General features: G+C 43.7%; 19 protein-coding genes. 1 reads left to right on the top strand and 18 read right to left on the bottom strand.

The window, feature by feature from the left end; translation table 11 throughout:
* Positions 1–13 precede the first annotated feature (13 nt).
* The 11 genes from BM003_RS00605 to der form a co-directional block, all read right to left on the bottom strand.
* Positions 14–982 (bottom strand): polyprenyl synthetase family protein, encoded by a 969-nt coding sequence (locus BM003_RS00605; protein ID WP_093669031.1) that lies wholly within the window; start codon positions 980–982, stop codon positions 14–16.
* 31 nt (positions 983–1,013) lie between these two features.
* On the bottom strand, positions 1,014–1,754 hold the full coding sequence (locus BM003_RS00600) for a demethylmenaquinone methyltransferase (protein WP_093669663.1): 741 nt from the start codon (positions 1,752–1,754) through the stop codon (positions 1,014–1,016).
* Between the two features lie 5 nt (positions 1,755–1,759).
* Positions 1,760–2,539 (bottom strand): heptaprenyl diphosphate synthase component 1, encoded by a 780-nt coding sequence (locus BM003_RS00595; protein ID WP_177184560.1) that lies wholly within the window; start codon positions 2,537–2,539, stop codon positions 1,760–1,762.
* A 61-nt stretch (positions 2,540–2,600) separates the two neighbouring features.
* Complete coding sequence (gene mtrB / locus BM003_RS00590; RefSeq protein WP_093669027.1) at positions 2,601–2,831, bottom strand: trp RNA-binding attenuation protein MtrB; 231 nt, start codon at positions 2,829–2,831, stop codon at positions 2,601–2,603.
* A 27-nt stretch (positions 2,832–2,858) separates the two neighbouring features.
* Positions 2,859–3,422 carry a GTP cyclohydrolase I FolE gene (gene folE / locus BM003_RS00585; RefSeq protein WP_093669025.1) on the bottom strand — a complete coding sequence of 188 codons (564 nt, stop codon included), beginning with the start codon at positions 3,420–3,422 and terminating at the stop codon, positions 2,859–2,861.
* Positions 3,423–3,686: 264 nt separating this feature from the next.
* Positions 3,687–3,959 (bottom strand): HU family DNA-binding protein, encoded by a 273-nt coding sequence (locus BM003_RS00580; RefSeq protein ID WP_093669023.1) that lies wholly within the window; start codon positions 3,957–3,959, stop codon positions 3,687–3,689.
* 310 nt (positions 3,960–4,269) lie between these two features.
* Entirely contained in the window at positions 4,270–5,757 is a 1,488-nt protein-coding gene (spoIVA, locus tag BM003_RS00575) for a stage IV sporulation protein A (RefSeq protein ID WP_093669661.1), read from the bottom strand.
* Positions 5,758–6,094: 337 nt separating this feature from the next.
* Positions 6,095–6,358, bottom strand: a complete 264-nt coding sequence (locus BM003_RS00565) for a stage VI sporulation protein F (RefSeq protein ID WP_093669019.1) — start codon at positions 6,356–6,358, stop codon at positions 6,095–6,097.
* 68 nt (positions 6,359–6,426) lie between these two features.
* A complete protein-coding gene (locus BM003_RS00560) occupies positions 6,427–7,473 on the bottom strand; it encodes an NAD(P)H-dependent glycerol-3-phosphate dehydrogenase (protein WP_093669017.1) in 1,047 nt (348 codons plus the stop codon).
* Between the two features lie 47 nt (positions 7,474–7,520).
* On the bottom strand, positions 7,521–8,123 hold the full coding sequence (gene plsY / locus BM003_RS00555) for a glycerol-3-phosphate 1-O-acyltransferase PlsY (RefSeq protein ID WP_093669015.1): 603 nt from the start codon (positions 8,121–8,123) through the stop codon (positions 7,521–7,523).
* Between the two features lie 16 nt (positions 8,124–8,139).
* Entirely contained in the window at positions 8,140–9,456 is a 1,317-nt protein-coding gene (gene der / locus BM003_RS00550) for a ribosome biogenesis GTPase Der (protein ID WP_093669013.1), read from the bottom strand.
* 123 nt (positions 9,457–9,579) lie between these two features.
* Between der and BM003_RS00545 the strand changes: the two genes are divergently transcribed.
* The gene (locus BM003_RS00545; RefSeq protein WP_093669011.1) at positions 9,580–9,759 is read left to right on the top strand and encodes a hypothetical protein; all 180 of its coding nucleotides are present in this window, start codon (positions 9,580–9,582) and stop codon (positions 9,757–9,759) included.
* Here the strand turns inward: BM003_RS00545 and rpsA are convergent.
* The 7 genes from rpsA to BM003_RS00510 all read right to left on the bottom strand — a co-directional run bounded on the left by rpsA (position 9,742) and on the right by BM003_RS00510 (position 16,698).
* Positions 9,742–10,896 carry a 30S ribosomal protein S1 gene (gene rpsA, locus BM003_RS00540; protein WP_093669009.1) on the bottom strand — a complete coding sequence of 385 codons (1,155 nt, stop codon included), beginning with the start codon at positions 10,894–10,896 and terminating at the stop codon, positions 9,742–9,744. The genes BM003_RS00545 and rpsA overlap by 18 nt on opposite strands.
* A gap of 73 nt (positions 10,897–10,969) precedes the next feature.
* Positions 10,970–11,566 carry a lysophospholipid acyltransferase family protein gene (locus BM003_RS00535; RefSeq protein WP_093669007.1) on the bottom strand — a complete coding sequence of 199 codons (597 nt, stop codon included), beginning with the start codon at positions 11,564–11,566 and terminating at the stop codon, positions 10,970–10,972.
* Positions 11,563–12,240 carry a (d)CMP kinase gene (gene cmk, locus BM003_RS00530; protein ID WP_093669005.1) on the bottom strand — a complete coding sequence of 226 codons (678 nt, stop codon included), beginning with the start codon at positions 12,238–12,240 and terminating at the stop codon, positions 11,563–11,565. The genes BM003_RS00535 and cmk overlap by 4 nt, the downstream gene beginning before the upstream one ends.
* Before the next feature lie 55 nt (positions 12,241–12,295).
* Positions 12,296–12,979, bottom strand: coding sequence for a flagellar brake protein (locus tag BM003_RS00525; protein ID WP_093669003.1), 684 nt, complete (start codon positions 12,977–12,979; stop codon positions 12,296–12,298).
* 150 nt (positions 12,980–13,129) lie between these two features.
* Entirely contained in the window at positions 13,130–14,452 is a 1,323-nt protein-coding gene (gene ypeB, locus BM003_RS00520) for a germination protein YpeB (RefSeq protein ID WP_093669001.1), read from the bottom strand.
* Positions 14,453–14,463: 11 nt separating this feature from the next.
* Entirely contained in the window at positions 14,464–15,309 is an 846-nt protein-coding gene (sleB, locus tag BM003_RS00515; RefSeq protein ID WP_093668999.1) for a spore cortex-lytic enzyme, read from the bottom strand.
* A 183-nt stretch (positions 15,310–15,492) separates the two neighbouring features.
* Positions 15,493–16,698 carry a Glu/Leu/Phe/Val family dehydrogenase gene (locus BM003_RS00510; protein WP_093669659.1) on the bottom strand — a complete coding sequence of 402 codons (1,206 nt, stop codon included), beginning with the start codon at positions 16,696–16,698 and terminating at the stop codon, positions 15,493–15,495.
* Between the last annotated feature and the right edge of the window lie 55 nt (positions 16,699–16,753).

Genomic DNA, 16,753 nt, shown 5'->3' with positions numbered 1-16,753 from the left:
ACATCTTACTCGATTAGTAGTTTCTCGTACCAATATAATCCGCAATTTCTTTTAATGAGCGCGCCGTGCTAAGTTGCGGCAATTGATCTAGGATTTCTCTGCTCTTGCGCAAATAGTTGTCACTGAGCCGCTCTGAATCCTGAATCGCGCCTGAATCACGAATCTCCTGAATAACGGTATCCCATTGTCCCTGATCGGTACTGCTGCTCTCTAATACATTACGAATGGCATTACGCATTCCATATTTATTTAGAGCAAAAAATGTAGGCAGTGTAATATTTCCATTTCTCAAATCGCCCCCGGCAGGTTTGCCCAGCTGTTTATTCGTACCAACGAAGTCAAGAATATCATCGGTAATTTGATAGCTCATACCCAAATAATAGCCAAAATAATAGAGCTTTATTCCCACCTTTGAGGGACAGCCAGCAGCAAGAGCCCCTATCTGACAACTAAGCGCCATGAGCAAAGCTGTTTTGCGCTTAATTCTTCTCAAATAAACACGCAGGTTCTGTTTCCAATTATACAACTCTTTGATCTGATCAATTTCGCCTAGACTCAAGTCACGAATGACTCGTGATATACTTCGATGAATTTCATGATTCTCAAGGTCTGAGATAAGTTCGATCGCCTTAGCAAAGATAAAATCGCCGCTGTACATGGCAACTCTATTGTCCCACTGCGCTTTAACCGTTGGCTTCCCTCGCCGCAGATTCGAATCATCAACCACATCATCATGAACAAGCGAAGCCATATGAATCAATTCCAGCATCACCGCTGAATCAATCACAGCTTTGCGCGAGGGATCACCATATTGAGCACAAAGTAGAGTCAACAATGGTCGAATTCTCTTGCCTCCTGCTTTGAGCAGGTCAAGAGACGCCTCATTAAGAATGGGGTGCGGTGCCCAAAGCACTGATTCCAGCTGCTTTTCAACTATTTTTAAATTCTTCTTTTGTTCCATGTAGATTCTTGACAGGGTCATCTCTTTCACCTTTCGTTAACACGAACACGCGTTATTTCCGATCAACCGTCGCAGATTTATCATCTAGCGGTTTCGTTCCACGATGTATGGCAGCGATTCCTCCCATTAATGAACGGACCAAGATGTTTTCAAAGTGAGCGTCCAAAAAGAGTTGAGTCAGTTTCTTTTGATCGGGAAACTTTGCTGCAGATTCATTCAGCCAGGCGTATTCTTTGTAGCTGCCGGCGAATAACTTTCCCAGAAGCGGCATGATAAGGCGAAAATAGATGAAGTATAGCTGTCGGTATACAGGTATTTTAGTCTGTGATGTTTCAAGACAGACAAGCGTTCCGCCTGGTCGCAGAACACGATTTATTTCTTTTAAGACAGTTAAATAATCTGGAACATTTCTTAATCCAAATCCAATCGTCGCACGATCAAATGATTCATCTTCATAGGGAAGCTCCATTGCATCTCCATTTACAAGCGTGACGTTCTCGAGCTGACTCGCTTCTAGTTTCGCCTGAGCAATCTTCAGCATGTTATCACTAAAGTCAAGACCGACGACCCTTCCTTGGGGACCAACAGCTTCTGCAAGCGATAATGTCCAATCTCCGGTTCCGCAACATACGTCAATTACTTTGTCTCCTTGTTTCGCCGAAACGATTTGATCCGCTTGTCGCCGCCAAGATTTGTGACGATTGAAACTAATCAATGAATTCATCGCGTCATATTTCTTGTAGATCTTTTGAAAGACGTGATGCACTCTTTCGTGTTTCTCTTCCTGGTCCATCATAATTAATAAGTCCTTTCTTCAAACCCTTCAGCTAGCGTTATTAAGCGCGCGTGCAAATAGTTCACAACTTGTGGAAACATCCCTGAATGCTTTGCCGATTGATCCAGTGCCATTGACAGACACGCGACCTTATGCTTAATTTCTTGATCTAATTTATCCGAAACATTTTCCACACCATCAACGAGCTTTTGTGAAAAGTAACTCAGTTGCCCCAACTCCGCTTGACTTTTCTTTTCAAAGATTAACCTTTTTATCAGGAAAAAGTCATTTAGTAATGGAACCGCATGTATTAATCCCAATTGGCAGGCAATTTTTTCCACTAGAGCGCTCTCAATTTTCTTCACGGATTCAATGATCTCGGCCCATCCCAGATGAGATGTCGAATAAAAGAACGAGCATTTACGCACATTGAAACTCTGAATAGCTTGTGCCACCCATTTTACGACTTCTAATTTCGATTGACGCGCGAGCGAATAATAGTACAGGGCACTGTAGAAATCACCGGACAGTACCGTCAACTGTCTTTTCTTAATCAAATCTTTATCTACTTGTTTCTCTATCGTCATCGACTCATGCGTGTCCAATCCGATTTCTGCAACCATCACGCTCTTTGCGCAAGCAGCCGCACTTTCTTTTGTTTCTTGATGGCGAAACAATAAATAGTAAATAGCGAGTTTGTCCCGATCAATCGTCGGTTCAGGCAAAATGGTCTGGACATATGTGTGGTTCAATTCGCTCCGAAGCTGATGATACACCAACTCCAATTCTTCATTTAACGCCAATACCGTCGGCCTCCTATGCAAATAATGAAAATAAAACGTCGGTAGGAGATGAAGCGATGCGTCATTCGGATGTAATTGTGCCGTGCTTTGTCTGAATAGTTGCCTTTCCGTGAACTTTAATCGCTGAGGTATGCTCTGTGAATTGCGCGATCATCACTTCACCTTTATCTAATTTTTCCGTATGAAAAAAACGTGTTTCAGCTCCTCGAGTTAGACCGATGACATTCACTCCGTCTTCTTCGGCTTTAATGACAAAATAATCACCTAATACTTCTTCGCTTTTAAGTTCCATGAACCATTCCTCGCTTTCCAATCTAAATTAATGATTTATTAACGACATCGCTTCTGCTCGTGCTGTTGAATCTTTTTGGAAAACGCCGCGCACCGCCGAAGTGATGGTTCTCGATCCCGGTTTTTTAACGCCGCGCATTGTCATGCACATGTGTTCAGCCTCGACAACAACGATGACGCCGTATGGCTTTAGAGTTTCCACAATGCTGTCTGCCACTTCCGTAGTCAACCGCTCTTGAAGCTGCGGTCTTTTCGCAACCACTTCAACTGCCCGAGCTAATTTACTGAGTCCGGTTACACGACCGCCTCTTGGTATGTATCCCACATGAGCTTTCCCGAAAAAAGGGACTAAATGATGCTCACACATAGAATAAAATGGAATGTCCTTAACAAGAACAAGTTCTTCGTGTGCTTCGTTAAAAATTTTCGACAAGTATTCTTTCGGATCCTGCTGCATTCCTTGAAAAATTTCTTCATACATACGTGCCACACGTTGCGGTGTCTCCAAAAGCCCTTCCCGATCAGGATCTTCTCCGATCGCTTCAAGTATCATTCGAACCGCTTTTTCTATCTTTTCATGATCCACATTCACTTAATGCAGCCTCCCAATTTATCCTACCCGCATAAACAAATCGTAGTCGCGCCGCACTTTGCTGTACCTGTTGCCATGGAAACGGCGCATTATTCCTGAGTCCTATGTAAACGTTAGTTGCCCTAGTAAAAAATTCTAGCATAGGCAACCATAAAAATAAAGGAAAGTCATTAATACCGCCATAAATTAATCCTTTTCTGAATCAAAAGGAGCCATCCAAGACGGATGACTCCTTCGAACGTACGTCCTATGTATCAATTCAGATCATTGGACGGCTTCTTTCAATGCTTTACCCGGTTTGAACGCCGGTACCTTGCTTGCACTAATTTCGATTTCTTCCCCCGTTTGAGGATTGCGGCCTTTGCGAGCAGAGCGTTCACGAACTTCAAAATTGCCAAATCCGATCAATTGAACCTTGCTCCCGCCTTTCAAAGCATCGGCAATCGTTGACAGGACAGAATCAACAGCTTTTGTAGCATCTTTTTTAGAAAGTTCAGCAGATTCTGCAACCGCAGTAATCAATTCAGTCTTATTCAACACTTTCACCTCCTTAAAAAGGAATAACTCCCTTTTTGTGCTGGATGAAACATCAACAACGCTTATCATATACGATGTGATGGAAGAATTCAACAGCTTTTATAAAAATATTGCCATATCTGCGGCTTTTTAATCGTTTTCCGGCAAATTAACTTCCAATATTTTTCAATTTATTCATGATACACTATCAATCCATCAAATGGCATTAAAAGTCTTGTGGATACCTAAGCAGTTCCGCATTCAAATTCTATGGAGAAAGAAAAAAGACCCCCTGAGGGATCTAAAGCTTCGTTCAACAAATGACGAACAATTACAGAATGATCGCGATTAAACCGCCTGAGCCCTCATTAATGATCCGCTCCAAGGTTTCTTTTAATTTGTAGCGCGCGTTCTCAGGCATTAATGCCAGCTTCGCTGAGATACCTTCCCGTACAATTGAGTTCAGAGAACGTCCGAATATATCAGAGTTCCAGATTGATAGCGGATCATCCTCGAAGTCCTGCATGAGATAACGAACCAGTTCTTCGCTCTGCTTCTCCGTGCCGATGATCGGTGCAAATTCAGACTGTACATCTACTTTGATCATATGGATCGACGGAGCAACCGCTTTGAGTCTCACACCGAAGCGTGAACCTTGTTTAATGATTTCGGGCTCATCAAGACTCATGTCACTGATTGAAGGTGCTGCGATGCCGTAACCGGTTTGCTTCACCATTTGAAGCGCGTCGGCAACCTGATCATATTCACGCTTGGCATGAGCGAACTCCTGCATCAGTTGAAGCAGATGGTCCTTGCCGCGAATCTCGACTCCGACAACTTCTTTAAGCACTTGATCATAGAGGTTATCCGGAGCGAACAAGTCTATTTCGGCCGTTCCTTTGCCCATTTCAATACCTGAGAGCTGAGCGTTCTCAATGAAATCATATTGACCAAAAGAACCGACAACACGGTCGACATCACGGAGCCGTTTAATATCTTTTACTGTTTCTTTAACGGCGTCCTCGTAACTTTTACGCAGCCAGTGCTCATCTTTCAGAACCATGACCCAACTAGGTAGATTCACATTCACCTCAAGAACCGGGAATTCAAACAATGCTTCGCGTAAAATGTTGTTGATGTCGTGTTCAGTCATGTTCTCGACGCTTTGAGCAAGGACGGGAATGTCGTATTTTTCGGACAGCTCTTTACGTAGCGCCTCAGTATCCGGATGATACGGATGCGTTGAGTTGATGATTAAAATGAACGGCTTTCCAACCTCTTTCAGCTCATCAACAATCCGCTCCTCCGCCTCCACGTAATCGTCGCGGCCAATTTCGCCGATCGAACCGTCTGTCGTAACAACCACACCTAGAGTGGAGTGTTCCTGAATAACTTTACGTGTTCCGATTTCTGCCGCTTCCTGAAACGGAATCGGTTCATCATACCAAGGTGTATGCACCATGCGCGGACCGTTTTCATCTTCAAATCCTTTTGCGCTTTTCACTGCATAACCAACACAATCAACGACCCGAATGTTGACATCAAGTCCTTCTTCCACAGTCACTTTCACTGCGTGATTTGGAATAAATTTGGGTTCGGTCGTCATAATCTGTTTGCCCGCTGCACTCTGAGGCAGTTCATCTTTCGCGCGTACACGATCAGCCTCATCTTCAATATTCGGCAGTACAACAAGTTCCATGAATTTCTTAATAAATGTCGACTTTCCGGTTCGGACGGCTCCGACTACACCTAAGTAAATATCCCCGCCTGTTCGTTCAGCAATGTCCTTGAAAATGTCCACTCGTTCAAGTTTTTCCAAAGTTGGCACCCTCCCGCTCCTCCTTCTGCAATAAACTACCTTGGTCGTTCTAAACATATGACTTTGTCCATTGATTATTCCAATAAAAAATGGAACCGTCCGAAGTAATGTATTCAAGTTGAACCAGCAGCTTTATAGATCTGCCGCCTATCCATACTAAACTATTGTCCAATTCATTTTTTATGCCTATAGTAGATAAAAAAAATGGGGAGAAAACTGTAACGTTTTCTCCCCACACGACTAAATCCCTCCACGCCTTTAACGCTCTTGCAAAATGATTGACGCACCTATACATTATGCTATTGCTTCTTCGTTTGCCGCTGACGACGGCCCAATACTAATTTTTTGGGCCGAAAATTTTTGACAGAGACGAGAAGCTGCTCGGCATATTCCCCGAGGTAATGGCCTTTACAATTGCCTCTTCCTTTTCCTTTGAAACAGGTACACCGGCCGTGCCACCAATGCGAGCAATAAGCTCTTTAACAACTTTGGGATCGCTAAAATCAGCGTTTGATACTGAGTTGGCAATCTCAAGGATATCCTCTTTCTTCACGTTCGTCTTCTTTTCAATGTTATCAAAAAAAGGATTAGTGTAATCCAATGAACGTCCTCCTTTGCCCTGCCTTCCTTACATGGTATGCGGGAAAAGGAGCATTGTGCCAGCTATCCTTATTTTTCACGCGCGATTTGTTCAGCAAGACTATGGGTCAAAGGCGCAATTTCATCCTTTTTATCACGATCCATTAGTTCATCAACGGCCGTTTTCGGATGTTTTCCATCAAACAGCACCTGATAAATGGCAGTCGTGATCGGCATTTCAATCTTCATTTTTTGAGCTAAAGCGTATGCAGCCTCCGCAGTACGGACGCCCTCCACAACCATGCCCATCTGTTGTAATACAGCATCAAGCTTCTTGCCTTTTCCAAGCATATTGCCCGCTCTCCAGTTCCTACTGTGGACGCTCGTACACGTGACGATCAAGTCGCCCATTCCAGTTAATCCGATAAATGTCAACGGATGAGCGCCCATTTTCGTTCCTAGCCGCGAAATTTCAGCGAGTCCGCGTGTGATTAAAGCGGCTTTTGCATTATCGCCATAACCCAGTCCGTCCAACATACCTGCGCCAAGTGCGATAATATTTTTAAGCGCTCCGCCAATTTCAACACCAACCGTGTCCTCGTTCGTGTACACACGGAAATAGTGATTGAAAAAGAGATCCTGTGCCTTTCTCGCAGCTTCGAGATCTGATGAGGCAACCGCAACTGTTGTCGGATGTCTGAGCGATACTTCTTCTGCGTGGCTGGGGCCAGAAAGAACAACGACCGCCGTTCGAAGGGATGCAGGAATCTCCTCCTCAATGACTTCAGACATCCGTTTGAATGAGCCCGGCTCAATTCCCTTAACTCCATGTATGAACAACATCGGCTGCTTAAGCTGGTCTTTTATTTGTTCCAAAACACTTCGCATTGCTTTTGCCGGCACAACAAGCAGTATGGCGGACGCCTGATCAAGTGCTTCACTCAATTCATTAGTACCTTGTATATGACTTGGCAAAGTGACATCAGGGAGATACTTTTGATTGGTATGTTGATTCAGAATTTCTTCTGCCTGCTCTTTCCTATGACTCCAGAGTGAAACCGCATACCCGTTATCCGCCAAAACCATCGAAAGCGCTGTACCCCAGCTTCCCGCACCCAAAACCGCTATTTTCTTCATCGCTCTGCCTCCTTGATTTAAAGTTATCGGTAAACCTCAGATAATCCTTAAGCCTGAGCCTTCTTATGACCGAGCTTGTTTTCATTGCCGTGAATCAGACGAACAATATTTGCCCGATGCTGATAGAATGCCAGAAGCGAGATCAGAAAAGCCGCAACCAGTACTCCTGATGAATAATCACTAAAAATCCATCCGAGAACAGGAGTGGCAATTAGAAAAAACAGGGATCCCAAAGAGACAAATCGTGTGGCAGCGATGATTAAAATGGTCAGAATGCCGGCGATCAATGCATACAACGGCATAATCATAAAGAAAACACCAATGGTTGTGGCTACCCCTTTGCCGCCTTTAAATCCAAAATACACAGGAAAGTCGTGTCCAATAATTGATGCGAATCCAGACAGAGCAACTGCCCAATCAGGTAACCCCAATGCTCTGGCAATCACTACACAAACGATTCCCTTTAATACATCAAGAAGCAGTACGCCTATCGCAGGTCCAGTTCCAAGAACACGCATCGTGTTTGTTGCTCCGGCGTTTCCACTCCCGGTTTTTCGAATATCAATTTTTTTTATTTTTTTAGTAATTAAATAGCTAAAGCTGATTGATCCAATAAGGTATGAAACAATGATTGAAAGCGCGATCATCATGATTCAAACATCCCCTTTACTTTTCATTCTTCTTGCGTGACAAAATTTTAATCGGTGTACCAACGAAGCCAAAGGTTTCACGCAAACGATTATCAATGTGCCTCACATAGGAAAAATGCAGAAGCTCCGGATCATTAACAAACAAAACAAATACCGGTGGCCGAACGGACACTTGAGTTGCATAATAAATTTTAAGCCTTTTTCCTTTATCTGAAGGAGGCGGTGTCATCGCCACTGTATCCATAATACAATCATTGAGCAGACTTGTCTGCACACGTAAACTGTGGTTTTCAGCCACTTGTTGAATAACGGGGAGAATCTGGTCGACTCGACTTCCCGTTAACGCAGAAAGAAAAACAATTGGCGCGTAATCAATAAATTGAAACTGCTCACGAATTTTCTTTTTGAACTTGTCCATGGTCTTGCCGTCCTTTTCAACAGCATCCCATTTGTTGACAACAATGACGATTGCTCGACCGGCATCATGGGCATACCCAGCGATTTTCTTATCCTGTTCAATGATGCCTTCTTCACCATTGATTAAAACAAGAACGACATCGGATTCTTCAATCGAACGCTGTGCGCGCAGTACGCTGTATTTCTCCGTTTTTTCATAAACACGTCCGCGCCTGCGTATACCTGCAGTATCAACGATCACATAATTCTGTCCGTCCCTTGTAAAAGGCGAATCAATGGCATCACGCGTAGTGCCGGCTATGTCACTAACAATCACGCGTTCCTTGCCGAGAATTTTATTTACGAGTGATGATTTTCCAACGTTTGGACGACCGATTAAGGCAAATCGTATCGCGCCGTCATCTTCCGGATTCATTTCTGCAGATGGGAACTTCGCAACGACAGCATCTAACAAGTCACCGATACCTTGTCCGTGCGCGCAGGAAATCGCGTACGGGTCACCAAGACCAACTGAATAGAATTCGTACATCTGTTGCCTTTGCTCGAAATTATCCAGTTTATTGACAGCTAGGACAACCGGTTTCTTTGATCGTCTCAAGAGCTGAGCGACGATTTCATCCGCATCTGTTAATCCTGTTTTGCCGTCGACAAGAAATAAAATCACATCAGATTCGTCAACAGCAATTTCGGCCTGGGCACGCATCTGCGCCAAGAGCGGTTCATCACCAAGTTCAATACCTCCCGTGTCAATAACATGAAACTCATGTGTCAGCCATGACCCGTTTCCATATAATCGGTCGCGAGTTACTCCCGGTTTATCCTCGACAATGGCCATACGACCTCCAACAATACGGTTAAAAAGTGTCGATTTACCGACATTCGGGCGGCCAACAATAGCGATCGTGGGTTTAGACATAATGGTCCTCCTTTAAATACTCATTTCAATGAAGCTTATTCAAATTGTTTTCGCTTCATCTTCTGGATCTGTGCTGAATGTCCGCATAAAGAAAACCTTTCCTTTATAAGGAGAGGTTTAAAAATGGTAACATTAATAACCCTTTATCTCTCATTCATTGCCTACGAATCACAAAAAGATACGGAATCCATGATTGATATTGGTCAAATCCCTGAAAAAGCGGAAAAGGAAGGAAACAGGCTCGTGCTCCCAACATTTTCCGCTTCATCACGCTCAATCATTGAATTATTTATATTTTTTTAACTGGTCGCCAATCATATCGCCTAGTGAAAATCCTGTCGTCGCTTCCTCAATTTCAGGAGTTTCAGCAGATTGTTCCACATGGTTCTCCGCTTTCGGTTCCTCAAGTGCTTTAATGCTCAGTGAGATGCGTTGTTCGTTGAAATTCACGTCCAGAACTTTAACATTGATCTTTTGACCTTCTGAAAGTACCTCTTCAGGAGTTCCGATGTGGTCATGTGAAATTTCGGAGATGTGAACCAGTCCTTCTACGCCTTGAAGCAGTTCGACAAACGCACCGAATGGAACAAGTCTCTTAACTGTTCCTTCAAGAACATCTCCCGCACTGATTTTCGACTTTGCTGTTTCCCACGGACCTGGCTGTGTCGCCTTGATAGATAGAGAAATCCGTTCATTTTCCGGATCAACGGACAGGACCTTAACCTTGACCTTATCCCCTTCGGAAACAACTTCAGAAGGCGTTTCAACATGATAGTGGGCAAGTTGTGAAATATGAACAAGACCATCCACGCCGCCGATATCAACGAACGCACCAAAATCAGTCAGTCTTTGTACCGTTCCTTCAAGAACGGAACCTTCTTTAATTCCTTCGAGTGTTTCAAGCTTGTGCTTATCGGCTTCTTCATCAAGAACCGCTCGATGCGAAAGAATGACTTTTCTTTTTTCGCGATCAAGCTCGACAATTTTCACATCAAGAGGATTGCCTTTGTAGTCGCTGAAATCCTCCACAAAATGCCTTTCCACGAGTGATGCAGGAATAAATCCGCGCACGCCGAGATCGACAACCAAACCGCCTTTAACAACGTCAGCAATCTCAACAGAGAAAGTCGTCTTCTCATTGAATTTTGTCTCAAGATCTCCCCAAGCTCTATCCGCGTCAACCTCTCTCTTGGACAGAACGAGTTCATCATCTTCAAGTTTCGTCACTTTCACGCTGACCTCATCACCTTCGTGAAGCAAATCGGAAACTTTTTCAACATGAAGACTTGAAAGTTCACTGATAGGCAGTATGCCATCTACTTTATATCCAACATCAACTAAAGCATGTTTTTCTTCTACTTTTGTTACTTTTCCGTTAACTACATCTCCAACATTAAGCGCATCGAAAGACGTTAATTCATGATTTACTTCTTCAGCCATTCTCCGGGACCTCCTTTAATTAACCAGACGAGAAAATATCCTACTCATAACTTCTTACAAATAGACGCTTTTGTCAAGCAGTTGGACCTGTGTACGCGTCAAGCAATGCCTGAATATGTTGCATGATTGCCGAGCTGGCGTCAGCTGACTTTAATTTTTGATTTTTCATTACCGTTGTATCAATAGGTTTACCAAAAACGATCTTCATTTTGCTTCTGAATTTATAGTGACCAATTATGGCACATGGAACGACTACCGCATCTGTTTTCATAGCGAAGAAGCCGGCTCCTGAAAGGCCGCGTTTCATTGGCGTGTGCTCTAAATTCCGATGTCCTTCCGGGAAGAGCAGCAACGCGTGTCCTGCGCGAATCAGCTTAAGAGCCAATCGAATCGCCCCGCGGTCTCCTTCCCCGCGACGTATCGGAAACGCGTTCAAATGGGGCAGCAATTGTCCTAAAACAGGAACCTTAAATAGTTCTGATTTAGCAATAAAGCTTAATGGCCGGGCAATTTGTGTACCAATGAACGGCGGGTCGAAATTGGACAGATGATTGCTGCAGATCAGCACACCGCCATGCTCCGGAACATTTTCAAGCCCTATGACTTGAATTTTAAAGTTAAGATGATAGTACACGTTCACGAGTCGTTTTCCTATAGAGTAAAGATTCAAGAGTGCTGTTTCTCCTTTACGAAATGCAGAATTTGCTCAACAACTTCATCAATGGTTAGTGAAGTGGTGTCGAGGGCAATCGCGTCGTCTGCTTTAACAAGCGGGGAAACTTCTCGTTCCATATCCTTTTTGTCTCTAAGCGCAATGGCTTCTCTCAATGATTCCATAGATGGATGCCTGCCTTTGAGTTCCTCTTCACGATACCTTCGAACCGCGCGTTCATCAACTGAAGCGATCAAAAATATTTTCACTTGAGCATCGGGAAGAACATGTGTCCCGATATCTCGTCCATCCATAACTACGCTGCACGATTCAGCAAGCTTGCGCTGACGATTAACCATTTCCGTTCGAACATCTTCAAAAGAGGAAACCAATGAGACATGTTCAGAAACATCAGGATAGCGAATGCGTTCAGTCACATCCTCACCGTCCACATAAACTTTTTGTCCGCTTCCTTCTTGAACTAATTTAATTTCTGTTTGGTTAAGCAATTTTTTCAATTGACGCGCATCATTTAAATCCTTTTTTTGCTTGAGCGCCTTATATGTGAGTGAACGATACATCGCCCCCGTATCAATATAAACAAACCCCAGTGTTTTAGCGGTAATCTTCGCGACTGTACTTTTCCCTGCCGCGGCAGGTCCGTCGATTGCCACTTGAAATAAGTTCTCCATATTCCGTGCCTACTCCCATCTGTCTTATCTGATTCTTTGACTGTTTCAATGCTGATTAGCTATGTTTGCGTGATTCCATTTCGAGCAGTTTCTTTCTCGATTCCAACTGCTTCTCAAAGCAGAAACGTATAATCGGCTGTCGATCTCTCTCGGTTTGCGTGATAAATGCGATCGTTGCCCTCATTCCGTTTGTATGTTTATCCGTAAATACGCGTATGACCTTCCCTTTTAATTTAACATATTGGTATGTTGCGGACGCCATCGGAAGGGAAATCCATACTTCAATCAAGTCTTCCTCGCCAATCTCTGACTTCTCCGGCAAGAGAATCAGTGCCCCGCCCCCACCTATATCACTTGTCAGCGTGGCGAACGGACGGAATGCTTGTGTTAGAGAATGAACGGCAATATCCACATTTGTTTCCACTCGGACATAATTCCTGCGCTGAATTTCTTCCATTTTGTCTTCACCTTCGAAACTCATGAGCATCACAGGGACTTGTCCAGAAATTCGGCAAACGAAAGTTGTTAGAAAACGGAACACTTGATTATCAACAACATAGATCGCCGTGAACGAAGTACCATTAAGCAAAACAGGGGACTTTCCTGTCTTCTCTTCGATTGGATAATCAATTAATAAAGCATTTTCTCTGATCTCGGCAATCTTGCATCGATAACGAATGATTTGTTTCTGATTGTTTAATTCTTCTAAAATCAGCGTTTCGCCAACTTTCAGTTTCATGATCGTCTCCCCCGCATTTTAATCTCTTCAATCATGAATTTCAATCTTGCCAACTTATGCCAAAAGACGCATACCTAGCAACATTATACCTTAGAAGGTTTGATTCAGCCAAGTCTTTACCGATTGACTCATATGTTTCTTTTAGAGTCACTATTCTCTCAATAACTCGATTTTTTCCTGATCCCCATTGTTGGCGTTTAGCATGATTCGATAAGTGTCGTTAGCTCTTGTCGCAAAAAATTCATAGCACAGCACGTTTTTCAACAGTGGATTCTGAAATACGACAAGGCTTGATTCCTGTATTTTCAGGTTCGGATTCAGTTGCTTTCGCGCTTCGCTCTCTGAAATTTTCGGTTTGACCGGCACATCATCGTATTTATTAAATAAATAATCTGTCTGGTCAAAAGCAAGGATTTCTCCATTATCAAGCGCTACTTTAATTCGCATTGATGCCGGATATACACGAACACCACTCTTTCGAAGGACATAGGTCAACACAGCAACATGATTGTATTTGTTTCGCTTGGTTAACACCATATCCTTCAATTGATGTTCTTTTAGAAATGTTTCTGACTTTCTTGACGCCTCGTAGAGATTCAGTTGTTCATTTTTGACCGAGCGCTCAAATAGATACCAAATCACGTGCCCGCCTCTTCTTGTGACTGATGCGTTCAGCGATCTGTCTTTATCTCTCAAAACAATCTCAAAGGCGGGTACATTGGATCCCTTTCCTGTTTCACTTACCTTACGTACTTCCGCATGCGGAAGATTCGTCCACTTTTTCAGATTAGTGACCGCTTGATCGCGTGTCACGAGTGAACCTTTCATCGGATTTATATGTTTCTTTTCAAGAACCACGTTTCTAGGATTCTCCGGACTGAAACTGTTAGTATAATCGGTTGCCTGACCATCAACACGTTTCATACCATCAATTACTTGATTGTCCTGATTCTGCTTCTTGCCATTGAGCGCCCATTCTACATCCATCCAACGTAGATGATGGGACATTACCTTTGACTGTACATCCCTTAGCTCGTCGCGGATGGACATTGACTCTGAATAGAGTTTCTGCAGATTCTTATATTCTTTTGTGCTTAGAGGGCGATCGTTTGTGGTCTTGACCCCAGTGTTATACGTAAACTCACCAACATGTGCAAGAAACTCATTTGTTCTGTTAAAGGGCAGCCGTGTAAGTGGAAGTTCATTGGCTGCCGCATGCGCCAAAGCACTCAGTCTCCACGATTCCACAAGTTGCGGACGCATCGTCTCACGCGACTGCATCGCAAGTGACATGCCAAGCGATTCTTCCAAAGAATCGACATAATAGGTCAACTCATGATAGGCTTGCTGATAGTGATTTTCTGCCTGAATAACGACCGCCTTTTTCATCTGATGCTCCTGATAACCCCACACACCTATTCCAATCAGCAGAACCGCAACAGATACAAAAGCTATCCAATACCGGCGTTTCATATGCATCCCTCCTATTTACAAAAAATGTGTTTGCCGATTTTGCCAATTTGCGGTCTTGTCCATATCCACGCCGAAGTAGCTGTATCTGGATTAAAATAGTAAAGTGCCCCGTTTGAAGGATCCCAACCATTGATCGCATCCATGACCGCTTTTTTTGCCGTATCATTTGGTGTCAACCAAATTTGCCCATCGGCAACTGCTGTGAACGCCCCCGGTTGAAAGATCACATCGGAGATATTATTTGGGAATCGCGGATCGGCTACACGATTGATAATTACTGCTGAGACAGCGACTTGGCCGATATAAGGTTCTCCTCGAGACTCCCCATAAACCGCATTTGCCATAAGATTCAGGTCAGATTTTGAATAACCCTGCGGCAAATTATCCATCGTGTAATTTCCTTGATTCTGTTGCGGCGGTTTGCTGCTTCCCGAATTATTTGATGTGTTGCCGCTCGGAGTTTGCGCTTTTTTCTTTACTTGTTGATCAAGTGGGATGCCCCCGTAATAGGTAAACGTATTTCCCTCATTAATATTGCGATTGACAAAATCACGATTATATTGTGAGGCTTTTAGTAACTTCTGCTTCGTCTGGCTCCCTCCCATCCCATCTATCTTTAAACCGTACTGAGACTGAAAATTTCGAAGCGCCCAATAGGTTCCATAGCCAAAGGAACCATCAATTTTTCCCTTATAGAAACTAATATACTGAAGACGTGCCTGAAGTTCGACGACATCTTCTCCCGTATCGCCACGCATGATCACTCGATTTGAAAATGCGGCGGCTTCACCAGTCTGAAACAACAAGACAGATGCGAGAATTGCAACACATAGACCTCGAATCAGTCGTTTACTCAATGACTTAATCCTCCCTGGAGTGCGCCTGTGGCCACTCAAAAGTTCATATACTTTCCCTAAAACTCAGAAATCAGCTTTATGTTTCCAAGAAACAAATGTTTTATGCATTGAAAAAAGCGGTTATGAACGCATCATAACCGCCTCAATCACTTTTATTTTTTTGAATTTCAGTTCATTCTGAATTCAGAACCATCCACGTGTGCGAGCAGATTCAGCAATCGTGTAAACACCGGCGAAACAAGCTGCCGCTTTCATCGAAGTCTTGCGCTCTTCGGCAATATTATGGATACGGGAGAACGCGTCCGCTAGAATGTGTCGCACTCGTTTTTCTCCTTCTTCCTTACTCCAAATAAGTCCTTGCCTGTTTTGTGCCCATTCAATATAAGAAGCAGTCATATCCCCGGAGCTTGTCAGTATTTCCGGAATAAACAAGATACCATTTTGATTCATTCGATCCGCCGCCTGATCAGATACAGCACCATCGGCAGCTTCAATTACAAGCCCGCTTCTTATCTTCTGAACATTGCTCTCTGTAATCTGGTTTTCGACAGCGGCGAGCACCATGATATCACACGGCTTCTCCACGAGTTCTTGACTGGTCAGTGTATGTTTATATAGCTTGGTGATCGTTCCAAAGCTGTCTCTGCATTCAAACAATGTGCTCATTTCAAGTCCTGACGGATTGTACACTGCTCCATAGGCGTCTGAAAGTCCGGTAATGGTCACACCTGAATCGGATAATGATTTGGCAACATAGCTGCCTAGTGCTCCAAATCCCTGTATAATGGCAGTCGCATTCTTCAAATCAATTTTTTTCCTTTTTGCCGCTTCACGGGTAAACAAGACGATACCGCGTCCTGCTGAATTCTCGCGACTTTTCAAGCCGCCAAGCACAATGGGTTTCCCGGTAATGAAACCCGCGGACTGATCTGGACAAAGCTTACTGTATTCGTCCATCATCCATGCCATCACTTGTGAATTCGTAAACATATCAGGTGCAAGAATATCTTGATAAGGACCAATAACTGATCGAATAGCTTGTATGTAGCCTCTGCTTAGAAGTTCAAGTTCGCGGTATGAAAGTTCCCTAGGTTCGCAGATAACTCCGCCCTTCGCTCCTCCAAACGGAATATTAAGCAAACCATTTTTAAGACTATTCATCATTGACAATCCATACATCAGGGATTCGGACACTTCTGGATAAAACAGTACTCCGCCTTTTGTCGGACCAACTGAAAAGCTGTGCTGCACGCGGTAACCAGTAAAAATCCGCACCTGCCCGTTATCCATTTTCACAGGTATTCTTACGGCTAGTGTACGCTGGGGCTCCTTTAACAGCTCAAATACATCCTCTGAATAGCCGAGATCGGCAAGCGAGGTTTGAATCATAGCGCGAACCGAACTCAGGAAGCGATCGTTCTTCCCGGTATAGTCCTGACGGTAA

It is taken from the genome of Sporolactobacillus nakayamae (genome assembly GCF_900113325.1).
GTDB lineage: Bacteria > Bacillota > Bacilli > Bacillales > Sporolactobacillaceae > Sporolactobacillus > Sporolactobacillus nakayamae.
Note: the sequence above shows the minus strand (reverse complement) of the source record. Positions and strands in the feature narration are given on the sequence as shown.

What these genes read in the sequence shown, in the direction of transcription:
- mtrB (WP_093669027.1), bottom strand. Translation starts at nt 2,831, where the DNA reads ATGGAACTTAAAAGCGAAGAAGTATTAGGTGATTATTTTGTCATTAAA.
- BM003_RS00510 (WP_093669659.1), bottom strand. Translation starts at nt 16,698, where the DNA reads ATGATTCAAACCTCGCTTGCCGATCTCGGCTATTCAGAGGATGTATTT.
- der (WP_093669013.1), bottom strand. Translation starts at nt 9,456, where the DNA reads ATGTCTAAACCCACGATCGCTATTGTTGGCCGCCCGAATGTCGGTAAA.
- BM003_RS00545 (WP_093669011.1), top strand. Translation starts at nt 9,580, where the DNA reads ATGGTAACATTAATAACCCTTTATCTCTCATTCATTGCCTACGAATCA.
- ypeB (WP_093669001.1), bottom strand. Translation starts at nt 14,452, where the DNA reads ATGAAACGCCGGTATTGGATAGCTTTTGTATCTGTTGCGGTTCTGCTG.
- rpsA (WP_093669009.1), bottom strand. Translation starts at nt 10,896, where the DNA reads ATGGCTGAAGAAGTAAATCATGAATTAACGTCTTTCGATGCGCTTAAT.
- BM003_RS00600 (WP_093669663.1), bottom strand. Translation starts at nt 1,754, where the DNA reads ATGGACCAGGAAGAGAAACACGAAAGAGTGCATCACGTCTTTCAAAAG.
- BM003_RS00605 (WP_093669031.1), bottom strand. Translation starts at nt 982, where the DNA reads ATGACCCTGTCAAGAATCTACATGGAACAAAAGAAGAATTTAAAAATA.
- BM003_RS00560 (WP_093669017.1), bottom strand. Translation starts at nt 7,473, where the DNA reads ATGAAGAAAATAGCGGTTTTGGGTGCGGGAAGCTGGGGTACAGCGCTT.
- BM003_RS00525 (WP_093669003.1), bottom strand. Translation starts at nt 12,979, where the DNA reads ATGAAACTGAAAGTTGGCGAAACGCTGATTTTAGAAGAATTAAACAAT.
- plsY (WP_093669015.1), bottom strand. Translation starts at nt 8,123, where the DNA reads ATGATGATCGCGCTTTCAATCATTGTTTCATACCTTATTGGATCAATC.
- cmk (WP_093669005.1), bottom strand. Translation starts at nt 12,240, where the DNA reads ATGGAGAACTTATTTCAAGTGGCAATCGACGGACCTGCCGCGGCAGGG.